Annotated in this window: 10 protein-coding genes and 2 pseudogenes; 3 read left to right on the plus strand and 9 right to left on the minus strand. The window is 75.8% G+C overall.

Translation table 11 applies throughout. The annotated features are described in order from the left end of the window. Positions 1–225 precede the first annotated feature (225 nt). The gene (locus IE170_RS11530) at positions 226–1692 is read right to left on the minus strand and encodes a penicillin-binding transpeptidase domain-containing protein (protein WP_189809220.1); all 1467 of its coding nucleotides are present in this window, start codon (positions 1690–1692) and stop codon (positions 226–228) included. Further along, the gene (locus IE170_RS11535; RefSeq protein WP_189809221.1) at positions 1689–3065 is read right to left on the minus strand and encodes an FtsW/RodA/SpoVE family cell cycle protein; all 1377 of its coding nucleotides are present in this window, start codon (positions 3063–3065) and stop codon (positions 1689–1691) included. Before IE170_RS11535 ends, IE170_RS11530 begins: the two co-directional genes overlap by 4 nt. Before the next feature lie 95 nt (positions 3066–3160). Here IE170_RS11535 and IE170_RS11540 point away from each other — a divergent pair, with 95 nt between their 5' ends. Then, positions 3161–3550, plus strand: a complete 390-nt coding sequence (locus IE170_RS11540; RefSeq protein ID WP_189809222.1) for a DUF6325 family protein — start codon at positions 3161–3163, stop codon at positions 3548–3550. Further along, positions 3550–3996: an SHOCT domain-containing protein gene (locus IE170_RS11545; RefSeq protein ID WP_189809223.1), complete on the plus strand. Its 447-nt coding sequence runs from the start codon at positions 3550–3552 to the stop codon at positions 3994–3996. Before IE170_RS11540 ends, IE170_RS11545 begins: the two co-directional genes overlap by 1 nt. 276 nt (positions 3997–4272) lie before the next feature. Here IE170_RS11545 and IE170_RS11550 read toward each other — a convergent pair whose 3' ends face one another. Both IE170_RS11550 and IE170_RS33475 read right to left on the minus strand, forming a co-directional pair. Next, positions 4273–4422: a hypothetical protein gene (locus IE170_RS11550; RefSeq protein WP_189809224.1), complete on the minus strand. Its 150-nt coding sequence runs from the start codon at positions 4420–4422 to the stop codon at positions 4273–4275. A gap of 75 nt (positions 4423–4497) precedes the next feature. Further along, a pseudogene (locus IE170_RS33475) lies at positions 4498–4572 on the minus strand (sigma factor-like helix-turn-helix DNA-binding protein); the annotation flags it as partial. A 983-nt stretch (positions 4573–5555) separates the two neighbouring features. Between IE170_RS33475 and IE170_RS32545 the strand changes: the two are divergent. After that, positions 5556–5945: pseudogene (locus IE170_RS32545) on the plus strand (C40 family peptidase); the annotation flags it as partial. Positions 5946–6112: 167 nt separating this feature from the next. Here IE170_RS32545 and IE170_RS32550 read toward each other — a convergent pair. The 5 genes from IE170_RS32550 to IE170_RS33165 form a co-directional block, all read right to left on the minus strand. Next, complete coding sequence (locus IE170_RS32550; RefSeq protein WP_223855875.1) at positions 6113–7486, minus strand: styrene monooxygenase/indole monooxygenase family protein; 1374 nt, start codon at positions 7484–7486, stop codon at positions 6113–6115. 78 nt (positions 7487–7564) lie between these two features. Next, a complete protein-coding gene (locus IE170_RS11560) occupies positions 7565–8182 on the minus strand; it encodes a GTP-binding protein (RefSeq protein ID WP_189809225.1) in 618 nt (205 codons plus the stop codon). After that, the gene (locus tag IE170_RS11565; RefSeq protein WP_189809226.1) at positions 8163–8606 is read right to left on the minus strand and encodes a DUF742 domain-containing protein; all 444 of its coding nucleotides are present in this window, start codon (positions 8604–8606) and stop codon (positions 8163–8165) included. The genes IE170_RS11560 and IE170_RS11565 overlap by 20 nt, the downstream gene beginning before the upstream one ends. After that, positions 8603–9103, minus strand: coding sequence for a roadblock/LC7 domain-containing protein (locus IE170_RS11570; RefSeq protein WP_189809227.1), 501 nt, complete (start codon positions 9101–9103; stop codon positions 8603–8605). Before IE170_RS11570 ends, IE170_RS11565 begins: the two co-directional genes overlap by 4 nt. Continuing rightward, entirely contained in the window at positions 9100–12750 is a 3651-nt protein-coding gene (locus IE170_RS33165; RefSeq protein WP_189809228.1) for a sensor histidine kinase, read from the minus strand. Before IE170_RS33165 ends, IE170_RS11570 begins: the two co-directional genes overlap by 4 nt. Between the last annotated feature and the right edge of the window lie 260 nt (positions 12751–13010).

The following is a 13010-nucleotide window of genomic DNA, read 5'->3' on the forward strand; positions in this document are numbered from 1 at the left end:
GCGTGGCACCTCGCCCTGATTGGGTTGGCGGCGGTCGTCATCGGTCGTCGCCGGTCGGAATCGCTACGCGGCGGCCACCAGTTATGAGACTGCTTGTCAGCAAGGCCGTCAATCCCCCGTGCACGACTTGTTGACGATGTGTCTACCACCGCATCGGCAGCCAACACCCCGCCCCCGTAGGAAAGTAGGCAGCACAAGGGGGGAGGGCGGGGACGGCAACACCTCTCAAGGCCCGGCCCGGAGGGCCGCCTCCATCACCGCGCGGGCGATCGGCGCGGCCGCGCCGTTGCCGCTGATGTCGCCGCGGTCCCCGGAGGCGTCCTCTACCACCACCGCGACCGCGACCCCGGGCAGGGGCTCGTCCTCGGCCTTGGCCCAGCCGATGAACCAGGCGTAGGGGGTGCCGGCGTTGCCGACGCCGTGCTGGGCGGTGCCGGTCTTGCCGCCGACGACCGCTCCGGCGAAGGCCGCGTTGCGCGCGGTGCCGTCCTCCACGGCGCCGACCATCAGCTCTTGGAGCCGCAGGGCCGTCGAGGGCGTCATGGCCCGCCCGGATCCGCCGCTGCGGCCGCCGGTGCGGATCTGCGTACCGTCGGCGCGGGTGGCGCGCTCCACGAGGTACGGGGCGGGGAGCTCGCCGCCGGACGCGACGGCCGCGGCGACCCGGGCCATCTGGAGCGGGGTGGCCTTGGTGTTGAACTGCCCGATGGCGGAGAGGGCGAGCTGGTCGGGGCTCATGTCGGTGTCGAAGTTCGACCGGGACACCCACGCGGGCACACGCAGCCCGGCATCGTTGAACCCGAACCGGCGGGCCGCCTCGGCCATGCCCCGCAGCCCCACCCGGACGCCGATCCGGGCCATCACCGTGTTGCAGGACCACCGGACCGCGTCGGCCATGGAGGCGTCCTCGCAGCCGGAGGCCGCATTGGGGAGCAGGGTGCGGGTGCCGGGCAGCGGGTAGGGGTCGGGTGTCCGGGTCGGCGCGTCCACGTCGGTGACGACGCCCGCGTCGAGCGCCGCGGCCGCCGTCACGACCTTGAACGTGGACCCGGGCGGGTACGTCTCGTGCAGCGCCCGGTTCAGCATGGGCCGGGCGGGGTCCTCGTTCAGCCGGGTCCAGGCCGCGGTGACGGCCGTACCGGTTCCGGACAGCTCGCCGGGGTCGTAGGAGGGGCTGCTGACGAGGGCGAGGATCCGCCCGGTGAGAGGTTCGAGCGCGGCGACCGCACCCCGCTTGCCCTCCAGGGCGGTGTACCCGGCCTGCTGGACGGCCGCCACGAGGGTGGTCTCCGCGTTCCCGCCGTCGGGCCGGCCGCGGGCGAGGTCGTACCAGACGGGGAAGGCGGTGAGTCCGGGATCGGTCCCGGCGAGGAGGGCGTCCTCGGCGCGCTCCAGCAGGCTCGTCCCGTACGTCTGGGAGGCGAACCCGGTGACCGGCGCGTACAGCGGTCCGTCCGCGTACGTGCGCTCCCAGCGCAGCAGTTGCCGACTGTCCCGGGAGCCGGTGACGGGCCGCCCCTCGACGAGGATGTCACCGCGCGGCCGGGCCCACCGCTCCACGGCGGCACGCTTGTTGGCCGGGTTGTCCCGGTAGGCGGCGGCCTCCCAGACCTGCACGCGCGCGGCGTTGACGAGCAGGGCCGCGAGGAGCAGCGCGCAGAACCAGGCGCACCAGCGGATGTGCCGGATCACCCGCGGCCCTCCGCCCCCTCGTCCGGCAGCGGCCTGCGCGCGCAGTCGCTGAGCCGGACGAGCAGCGCGACGATGATCCAGTTGGTGACGACGGACGAGCCGCCCTGCGCCAGGAAGGGCATGGCCATGCCCGTGAGCGGGATCAGCCCGGTCACTCCCCCGGCGATGCCGAACACCTGGAGCGCGATGATCGAGGCGAGGCCGGTGGCCAGCAGCCGCCCGAAGGGGTCGCGCAGCGCGAGCCCGGCGCGGAAGCCGCGGTGCACGAGGATCCCGTACAGCAGCAGGATGGCGGTGAGGCCGGCGAGGCCGAGTTCTTCGCCGGCGGTGGCGAGGATGAAGTCCGATTTGGCGGCGAAGCCGATGAGGAAGGACTGGCCGTGTCCGAGCCCGGCGCCGAGCAGGCCGCCGGCGCCGAAGGCGAAGAGGGACTGGGCGAGCTGGCCGGGGCCTTCGCCGCGCTCGATGGAGGCGAGCGGGTGCAGCCAGTCCTCGACCCGGCTGTGGACGTGCGGTTCGAGGGTGCCGACGGCGTACGCCCCCAGCGCGGCGAGGGCGAGGCCGATGGCGATCCAGCCGGTCCGCCCGGTGGCGGTGAACAGCATGATGACGAAGAGGCCGAAGAAGAGCAGGGACGTGCCGAGGTCCCGTTCCAGCACGAGCATGCCGACGCTCAGCAGCCAGATCGCGAGGACGGGCCCGAGGACGCGGCCCGGCAGGAGCCGCAGCCGCCAGAACAGCCGGCGGCCGGTGAGGGCGAGCGCGGTCCGGTTCGCGGCGAGGTAGGCGGCGAAGAACACCGCGAGCAGGATCTTCGCGAACTCCCCCGGCTGGAAGGACAGCCCGGCGAACCGGATCCAGATGTGCGCGCCGTTGACCGGCGGGAAGAACACGGGGACGAGCATCAGCACCAGGCCCGCGGCCACCGCCAGGTAGGCGTAGCGCTGGAGCGCCCGGTGGTCGCGCAGCACGGCGGCGGCGACGACGAACAGGGCGACTCCGAGCCCGGACCACCGCAGCTGGTCCGCGGCTGCGAGGTGGTGCGGGGTGGTGGCGTCGAGGCGCTGGATGAGGACCAGCCCGAGGCCGTTCAGCAGGAACGCGATCGGCAGCAGCAGCGGGTCCGCGTACGGCGCCCGGAAGCGGACGGCGAGGTGGGCGAGCAGGGCGGCGCAGGCGAGCCCGGCGGCGTAGCGGTCGGCGCCGCGGGGCGGTGCGCCGGTCAGCGCGAAGCCGACGTGGAGGTGGCCGAGGACGGAGATCGCGACAGCCCCGGCGAGGAGCACCAGCTCGGCCCCCCTGCCCCGGGGTGCACGGGCGCCGGGAGGCGGAGGCGGGGCGGGATCCGCCACCTCTGCCGTCAGAGCGGTCATACGGGAAACGTAGCAAGTGAACGGGTGACATGTCCGCTTATGCCATAGTGTGCCGACGAATAGTCATGAACGGGCGGACTTGGGAGCCTCGGCACATGGGACCTGTGGAGTTCATCGTCCTCGCCTTCCCCGAGGAGCAGTTGCGGGTGCCGGCGGTGGAGGCGGTGCTGGGGCTGCGCAAGACCGGCAACGTGCGGCTGATCGACGGCCTCGTGGCGACCAAGACGGCCCAGGGCGAGGTGATGGCCGCCGAGTTCGACGAGTACGTCGAACTGCACGGGCTGCTCGCCCACCGGGAGGCGGCTCCGCTGATCGGCCCGGAGGACGTCGAGGAGGCCGCGGACCTCCTCGAACGCGGCAGCTGCGCCCTCCTCCTGGTCGTCGAGCACGTCTGGGCCGAGGACGCGGCCGTCGCCGTCCGCGCGGCGGGCGGCCGGATCGCGGGCTCGGTCCGCATCCCGGCCGAACGGCTGGGGGCCGCCTGATGTTCATCCGCCCTGTCGGCACCGTCGTCCACCCGGCCCGCCGGCCCGCGGGCCGCCCCCTCCTCCGCGGCCTGCTGGCCCGCGGCGCCTACGTATGGGACGCGGCCAGGACACCGCCCCGCCCCCAGGACCACGGCCCCCGCCCGACGCCCCGACAACCCGGCCGGCCCGGTCCGCCCGAGCCGGACCCGGCCGCACCGACCGCCTCGGCCTCCGCCTCGCCCTCGCCCTCGTCCGCACCCTCACCCGCACCCTCACCCGCACCCGCACCCGCACCCGCACCCGTGGCCTCCCCTCCCCCGGCAGACTCCGCTCCCACCCCTCCCGGCCCCGCCGGCGGCTCCGACCTCGCGGCCTCACTGGCCCAGCTGGCCGCCCTGGCCCGGGAGGGCTTCCTGACCCCGGAGGAGTTCTCGGCGGCGAAGGCCCGTCTCCTGAGCACCTGACGCCGTCCCCGGACGGACGCGCCCCCCATACCCGCCCGGTCGAAGCCCCGGGGAGGCGCGCACCAGCCGGCGGTCCGGGTGCGCCCCGCTTGCCGGCTCGGCCCGTATCTCCCCGGGCTTCCGGCCGCCGGCCGGCGGGCCGCCCGAGTGGTCGGGCAGGCAGGGCGGCATGCGCGAGCCGACCGCGGAACCGCTGGCGGCGCCGGCCCCGGGCAGTGCCGCCAGGAGCGTGGCGGCCGTCGCGGCGGCCGCCGCACCGGCGGCGAGCGGCAGCCGTCACCGGACCGCGGTGGCGCGGAAGGCGGACTCGGCTCTCCCGGCGGCCACCGCAGAACCGTCCGCCGGTGTCCCGCCCCGCCTCTGCCGGGCGATGACGACGAGCTCCGCCTTGGGGCGCTCCTCGAACGCCGTCGGTCGCCCGTTCATCCCGCTGCCTCCACTCGCCGCGCCGGAACCCGCTGGTGGTTGTCTGCCCGCCGGCCCGGTGTGGCGCAGGGCGCGCCGGGCCCGGTGGAGCCGGACGCGGACCGTGGCCCGGGTGACTCCGAGGGCCGTCGCGGCCTCGGCCGGGTCGATTCATCCGGTCCGCCGCCGTCGCGTACGCCGTCCGGGTGGCCGGTGCGGCAGGGCCGCGCACGGTGGGTGGATTGTCATACCACCCGTGTCAGCATCGGCGGCCTGGAGGTGAACCCGTGCCCCGCCGTCTGCTCCCCGCCGCCTGCCTCGCCGCCGCCTGCCTCACGGCCGGACCGCTCCCCGCCCTGCACGCCGCGCCGGCCCCCGCCCCGCACGCCGAACCGCTGCCGACCGCGACGCCGCCCCCCGCCCGGCGGACGACCGCCCCGACCGCCGCAGCGACCGGGGCCGCGACCGCGTCCGCCACCGCCGCGACCGCCCGTACGACGACCAGGGCCGGGTCCACGGCCACCACAACGGCCACCACAACGGCCACCGCCACGGCCACGGCCACGGCCGGAACGGCGAACCCCGGCACGGCACCGGCCGGTACCCCGACCGCATCCGCCTCGCCGGCCGCGACCCCGTCCGCCTCCCCCACAACACCCGCCCCCGCCCCCGCCCCCGACGCCCCCACCGCCACCGACTCCGTCGGCGCCCTGCTGACCCGCCTCCAGGCGCTCTACCGCCAGGCCGAGGAGGCCGCCGAGGCCTACAACGCCGCCGAGGCCGCCCTCAAGGCCCGCCAGGACGACGAGCGCCGCCTGGGCACCGAACTCGGCCGCGCCCGCGCCGCCCTCGACGCCGAACGGGCCGCCGCCGGCCGGATCGCCCGCGAGCAGTACCAGGGGGCCCGCGGCCTGTCCCCGTACGCCCGGGTGCTGCTCACCGGCGATCTGCGGGCGGCCCAGGACCAGCGCCGCCTCGCCGCCCGCGAGGGCGCCCGCCAGGCCGGCGTCCTGGCCCGCCTCGCCCGCGGCGAGCAGCACGCCGGCACCCTCGCCACCGCCGCGCGCAAGGCCCTCGACGCGCAGCAGGCGGCCGCGGCCCGCAAGAAGGAGCTCAAGGAGGAGGCGGACCGCAGGCTCCGGGACGTCGAGCGGATGCTCGCCGCACTGACCCCGGACCAGCTCACGCAGGTCGACGCCCGCGAGGCCCGGGACACCGCATCCGCACAGCGCGAGCTCCTGGCATCGGGGGCGCTGGGCGCACCCGCCTCGGCGGCGGCCCGCACCCCGACGGCCGCCGGCGGCTCGGCCCTCGCGTACGCCGCCGCGCAGGTCGGCAAGCCGTACGAGTGGGGCGCCGAGGGCCCGGAGGCGTACGACTGCTCGGGCCTGACCTCGCAGGCCTGGGCCCATGCCGGCCGGGCGATCCCGCGCACCAGCCAGGAGCAGTGGGCGCGGCTGCCGCGGGTGCCGCTGGACCGGCTGCGGCCGGGGGACCTGGTGGTGTACTTCCCGACGGCCACGCACGTCGCCCTCTACATCGGCGACGGCAAGGTGATCCAGGCCCCTCGGCCGGGCGCCGCGGTGAAGGTGTCGCCCCTCGCCGCGAACCCGCTGCTGGGGGCGGTGCGCCCCGACGCGGGCGACGCCCCGCTGGCCTCGTTCACCCCGCCGCAGCTGCCCGAGGCGGCCTCGGCGGGGGACGACACCGGCTACTCGGCGGCCGGACCGCCCGCCGGCGCGGACGCCGCACCGGAACCGGGCACGGACCGGGAACCCGGAACGGCCGCCGCACCGGAAGCGCCCACCGAACCGGAGCCGGCCGCCGCCCCCGCCTCCGCAGCCGCCTCGGCGCCCGCCACCTCCGCCAGGTAGTCCGCCGCATCCTGCGGGTCGTAGAAGAACGCGTCGAAGTCGGCCGGGTTGTCGAAGCCGTTGGCGAACCGGTCCGCCACCTCCTGGTACCGCCCGCCGGCGCCGATGAGCTCCAGCACGTGCGCCGGCGGCGGCGCCAGCATCGCGTTCGTCCACTGCGTCACCGGCTTGCCGGTGGTGAACCAGAACCTGTCGAAGGTGGCCTTCATCCACGCCTCGTCGAACGGCTTGTCGCCGTGCATCAGGATCGACGACAGGTACGAGGACGCGCACTTGGCCGCCGAGTTCGCGCCCTGCCCGGTGATCGGGTCGTTCGTGACGACGACGTCCGCGACGCCCAGCACCGCCCCGCCGCCGGGCAGCCGCCCGATCGGGTTGCGGACGGCCGGCGCGTACCGGCCCGCCAGGGTGCCGCCCGCGTCGGTCAGCTCGGCCTTCGCGGCGCGCGCGTACTCCCACGGCGTGAACGCCTTCATCAGGTCCAGCGTCAGCGCGAGGTGCTCGGCCGGGTCGTTCACGCCGCGGAACACGTCGAGCGGGCCGCCCGGGACACCCTCCCAGAACAGGATGTCGGCCCGCCCCGACGTGGTGAGCGTGGGCATGACGAACAGCTCGCCCACGCCCGGCACCAGGTTGCAGCGCACCGCCTCCGTCCCCGGGTGCTCGGGCCTCGGGGCGAGCCCGTGCACGTACGAGACGGCCAGCGCGCGCTGCGGGCTGCCGTACGGGGAGCGCGCCGCGTCCCGCCCGAACATCGACACGAGCTCGCCCTTGCCGGCCGCCACCAGCACCAGGTCGTAGGTGCGCGAGAGGTAGTCCAGGTCGGCGACGGACGCACTGTGCACGACGAGTTGGCCGCCCTGCTGGACGAACGCCTCCAGCCAGCCCGCCATCTTCACCCGCTGGTCCACCGACTGCGCGTACGCCTTGAGGCGCCCGAGCCAGTCGACGGCGCGGGCGCCGTCGGGCCCGGCGACGGAGACGCCGAGGCCCTGGATCCGGGGGGCGTGCCGGGCCCAGAAGTCGAGCCCGAGGTCGCGCTCGTGCCGCAGGGCGGTGTCGAACATGACCTGCGTGGACATGACCCGCCCGGTGCGGATCTCGTCCGCGGTCCGGTTGGACATGAGGGTGACGTCGTACCCCTTCGCCCGGAGGCCGACGGCGAGCTGGAGACCGGACTGGCCGGCCCCCACGACGAGTACCTTGCGCATTCCACGTCTCCTTTCGGCGTACGGGTGGGTGGTGGCTGGTGCTGCGGGCGCGGCAGGTGGGGCGGATGGCTCGCGCCGCTATTCGGGCGTCCCGTCGAGGGCGTGTCCGACGAGCATGAGCAGCGACTCGACGACGCTCTCCCGGCGCCGCGCGTCCATGATCAGTACGGGTACGCGGTCCGGGATGGTGAGCGCTTCCCGCACGTCCTCCGGCTCGTACGCGTGCGAGCCGTCGAAGTGGTTGACGGCCACCGCGTACGGCAGCCCGCAGCTCTCGAAGTAGTCGAGCGCCGGGAAGCAGTCGCGCAGGCGGCGCGTGTCGGCCATGACGATCCCGCCGATCGCGCCGCGCACGAGGTCGTCCCACATGAACCAGAAGCGCTCCTGGCCGGGCGTCCCGTACACGTACAGCACGAGGTCGTCCGCGAGGGTGACCCGGCCGAAGTCCATGGCAACGGTGGTGGTGTTCTTCTCCGGCGTGGCCGACAGGTCGTCGGTGTCCGCGCTGGCCTGCGTCATCACCGCTTCCGTGCGCAGCGGGGCGATCTCGGAGACCGACGACACGAAGGTGGTCTTGCCGACGCCGAAGCCGCCCGCGACGAGCACCTTGACGGCGACGGGCGCGCGGGAGCGGTCGTACTGCCAGGGCTGGACGGGTTCGTCGTCGATGGCGGGATCAAAGACGGCGAAGGCCACTGAGCACCCTTTCGAGCAGTGCGCGGTCGGGGCGGCCCGGGCCGTGCCCGGTGCCGTAGACGCGGACCCTGCCCTGGTCCGCGAGGTCGCTGACGAGGACGCGGACGACGCCGAGCGGCAGCTTGAGCAGGGCGGCGATCTCCGCGATGGTGCGCATGCGGCGGCAGACCTCGACGATGGCCGGCATCTCGGGCATCCGGTCGCGGTCGGCGTCCCGGTCGGCGGCCGGCGCCCCCTCGGCGGCCTTGCCGCCGCCGGGCTGCTGGGGCTGCGAGACGCGGCTGTCGAGGGCGGCGACGAACGTCTCGACGTGCAGGACCTGCGTGAAGCGGGTGCGGCCGCCCGTCAGGGAGTACGGGCGGACGCGGGCGGGTCGGCGATCGGCTCCGCGTATCGGAAGCCGGTCGGAGGCCGTACCTCTCACGGGGTGTTCTCCATGGACTGGCGCAGCTCGCTGCGGACTTCGGGGGTGAGGACGTGTCCGGCGCGGCCGACGAACAGGGCCATGTGGTAGGCGACGACGCTCATGTCGCAGTCGGGCGTGGCGTGGACGCCGAGGAGCGAGCCGTCGCTGATCGCCATCACGAAGACCGAGCCGTGCTCCATCGCGACCATGGTCTGCTTGACGCTGCCGCCCTCCATGAGGGCCGCCGCGCCGGTGGTGAGGCTGCCGAGGCCGGAGACGATCGTGGCGAGGTCGGCGGACGCACCGCGCGGGCCCCTGGGCCGGCCGGCGCCGCCCGGGCCGCTCCCGCCTGCCGAGGCCGCGCCGCCGCCGGGGTCGGAGGACAGCAGCAGCAGCCCGTCCGAGGACACGACGGCGACGGAGTTGACGCCGGGCACCTCCTCGACCAGGTCGGTCAGCAGCCACTGCAGGTTGCGGGCCTGGGTGCTCAGTCCGTACGTACTGGGCGCGGTCATGTGCGTGCCTCCTGTGCGGTGTCCCCCTGGTCGGTGTCCTGTGCGAGTTCGGCGGCGACGACGCGCCGCCCGTCCCGCGTCCCCTGGTAGAACCCGCCGAGCCGGCGGCGCAGTTCCTCCGCGTCGACGCGGCGAGGGGCCGGCCGTGCGGGGGCCGCGCCGGGTCCGGCGGCCGCACCGGGGGCCGTCCGGTCCCGGTCGGCGGCGGCGACGGCGCGGGGCGTCCGCTTGGGCAGGCCCTTGTCGGTGACGGCCTCCGTGATGCCGGGCTGGGGGTGGCTGCCCTGGCGGGGGACCCACTCGTTGTCGGCGGGGGCGTGCCGGTGCGGCTCGGCCGCAGCGGGTGCGCCGCCGCCGGCGGTGAAGACCTGGTCGGTCGGGGGCATCCGCTCGGCGTCGGGGGCGGCGGGTGCGGCGGACTGCGCGGGCAGCGCGGGGCCCCCGTCCGGTACGACGGCCGGCGGGGCGGCGGCGGTCGAGGACTCGGCGGCCGCCGGGCCGGTGTCGGTCACCCCGAAGGCGGTCCCTTCCGCGTCGGGGACGACACGCGCGAGGAGTTCGTCGCCCGGATCCCGGTCGGCCGGGGTCTGCGCGGTGAACACCTGCTCGGCGGGCGGCAGCTCCTCCTGCGGGACCCGCCGGCGCGTCGGCAGCGGGGCGGGCGCGTCCTCGGGGGCGGCAGCGGGCGCGTCGGCGGCGGTGCCTTCGGCGGCGGCCGCGGCCTCGGCGGCGAACGCGTCGGCCAGGGTGACGGGGGCGACGGCCTGCACGGGCACGGCAAACCCCTGCCCGGCGGCGGAGTCGGCCGTCGCGGCGGAGCCGACGGGCTCGGCGGGGTCAGGCGACGCGGCGTAGCCGGCCGGCGCGCCCTCCGCGGGCCCGGCGTCCTGCGCGACCGCGCGACCCTGCACCCCGGCGACCGTCCCGTCCTGGGGGCCGGCGGCGACCGCGGGCAGCGGATCGGCGGCGGGCTCCGCCGGCGGGTCGGCATCCGGCCCGGACAGGGGATCGGCCAGCGGGTCCGAACCCGCCCCGACCACGCCACCCTGCACCCCGGCAGCCGGCCCGCCCTGCGCATCGGCAGCCGCCCCGGCCGCAGACTCGGCGGCCGACTCGGGCAGCGGATCGAACAGCGGGTCCGCACCCGCCCCGGCCGCACCACCCTGCACCCCGGCACCCGACCAGCCCTGTGCATCAGCAGCCGCCCCGGCCTCCGGATCGGCGGCCGACTCGGGCAGCGGGTCCGTCAGCGGATCGAACAGCGCGTCCGCACCCGCCCCGGCCGCACCCGCGCCCGGGACCTCGGGCGCCCCTTCGACCGCACCGGTCTCGTCGGCCGCGGCACCCGCGGCCGCGTCCCCGGTGCCTCCGGGAGCGCCGAACGCCCCGTAGGCCTCGGCCGGCTCCTCCTCCGCGGCCACCGGGGCAACACCTGCGACCTCGGCATCACCGGCAGCGTCGGCGTCGGCAGCGACCCCGGAACCGGCTCCAACCGCCCCCTCGCCCTCCTGCGGCCGCAGCCGCGGCGGGAGGACGTGCTCGTTGGCCTCCGCGACGACGCCCGGCAGCCGGAACTGCGAAAGGCCCGGCGTGGCGAAGGCGTGCACGGGGGACGCGGCCGGCGGCCCGTCCTGGAGGAGTGCCGCCGGTACGACGACCAGCGCTTCGGTGCCGCCGTGCTGCCCGGCGCGCAGTTCGGCGGTGACGCCGTGCCGGGCTGCGAGGCGGCCGGCCACGTACAGGCCGAGCCCGAGGCCGTGTTCGGCCTCGGTCTCCTCGTCGTACGCGTCGGGGGTGGCCAGGCGGGCGTTGAGCGCTTCGAGCCGGTCGGCGGTGACGCCGATGCCCTCGTCGACGACGCAGAGGACCACGTCGCCCGTGTCGAGGTGGCGGGCGGACGCCTTGACCTTGGCGCCGGGCGGGGAGAACGTCGTGGCGTTCTCCAGGAGTTCGGCGAGGACGTGCGAGATGTCGTCGGCGGCGTGCCCGGCGACCTGGGTGAACGACGGCACCACGGCCAGGTCGACGCGCTCGTACCGCTCGATCTCGCTGACCGCCGCGCGCATGACGTCGACGAGCGGGACGGGCGTCCCGCCGCCGGTGCCGTGTTCCTGCCCGGCGAGGACGAGGAGGTTCTCGTTGTGGCGGCGCATCACGGTCGCCAGGTGGTCGAGCCGGAAGAGGGTTTCGAGCCGGTCCGGGTCCTGCTCCTTGGCCTCCAGCTCCTCGATGACGGCGAGTTGGCGTTCGACGAGGCCGAGGGTGCGCAGCGACAGGGAGACCGACGTGGTGTTCATGATGCGCCGGTGCTCTTCCAGGCCGGCGCGCAGGTCGCGGAGTTCCGCTTCGAGCGCGTCCCGGCCGCTGGACAGGGCATCGTTCCGGCCGATGAGGCGGCGCCGGTCGGCGTCCATGCCCGCGATCTTGGTGTGGAGGGAGACGGTCTGTTCCCGCACCTGGTTGAGGTGGCGGACGACTTCGGCGAACTCGTCGTTGCGGCCGGTGAAGCGGACGGGTTCGACGGAGCCCTCGGGGGTCGCGAGGCGGGCCGCGCCGCGCCGGAGGACGGACAGCGGCCGGGTGAGGGAGCGGGCGACGGCGGTGGAGACGCCGACGGCGGCCAGGAACAGGACGCCGAGCACGGCGATGACGAGTTCCAGCCGCGTCACGTCGTCGTCGCGGAGGGTCGCGAGCGCGGTGGCCCGCTGGCCGGCGAGGGTGGCCTCGACGGAGCGCATGCGGTCGATGCGCGCGGTCAGCGAGGGGGCGATGGCGGCGCCGTCGAGCTTGCGGTCGGCGGTGGAGAGGGTGGGGCGTTCGGTGAGCCGCTTGAGGTGCTCGTCGGCGGCTTTGACCTCGGGGCCGGTGACGGTGGCGGCGAGGGTCTGGCGTACGTCGGGGCGGGCGGCTCGCGTGAAGTCGTCGAGGGCGGCCTGCTCGCGTACGCGGGCCCGCTGGGCGGCGGCGGACAGTTCGTCCGCGGCGGCGGCTCCGGCGCCCTGTTCGCTGCGGGGCACGGCCAGGGCGGCGAGGAGCAGTCCGCGGGTGGCGGAGGCCTGCTCCACGGCCTGGCCGAGGGGGGCCAGGGGGCGGGTGGTGGCGAGGGCGGCCTCGGCGCGCGGCGGGGTCTGCTCGGCGAGCCGGTCGCCGGGGGCGAGGAGTTCGGCGAGGACGCCGGCGTAGGCCTGGTGGGCGGCGAGGGCGGTGCCCTTGCCGTCGACGGCCTCGGTGCGGACGCCCTGGATGCTGCCCACGGCCTTGGCGAGGGGCTCGTCGGCCTCGGCCTCGGCTTCGGCCCGGACCTCGGCGATGCGCCGGTCGGTGAGGGCGGCGCGCTCCTGGAGGGGCCCCTTGGCCTGGCCTCCGGGCCGGCCCTTGGCGACGTACTCGACGACGGCGTCGCGCTCGTCGGCGAGGAGGTGCGCGAGGGTGAGGGTGTGCCGGGTCTGTTCGGCGAGGGTGACGAGCTGCTGGGAGTCGTTCAGCTCGCGGGTCGCCGTGACGACGGCGGGTGCCCCGGCCGCAAGGACGGTGAGGCCGGCGACGGCGACGCCGACGACCAGCCTGCTGCGTACGTGGACGCGGCGTCCTGCGGGGGCGGGTCCGTCGGTGGCGGTGCCGTTCTTCCGAGACCGCTTCTTCTGCACCGGTGCTCGCAATCCTGTACGTGTGCTCGTGCTCGTCTACTCGTGTGGCCGAGGTAACGGCCGGTCAACAAGTAAACGCCCCCTGCCCCCTCGTACCGCCTCAGACCTTCGCAGTGTGTTGGGGAGAGAGCCTGACATCGCCCACCCGGCCACTCGAACGAGTGAACATCACGGAAGAGTTGGCGACCAACTCGGCGCATCGGCCGCCGTGCCGTTCTGCGGACGGGCGGTTGAAAGATCGGTGGGGGCTTGGCAGTATG

This window comes from Streptomyces toxytricini, from assembly GCF_014649915.1.
Taxonomy (GTDB): domain Bacteria; phylum Actinomycetota; class Actinomycetes; order Streptomycetales; family Streptomycetaceae; genus Streptomyces; species Streptomyces toxytricini.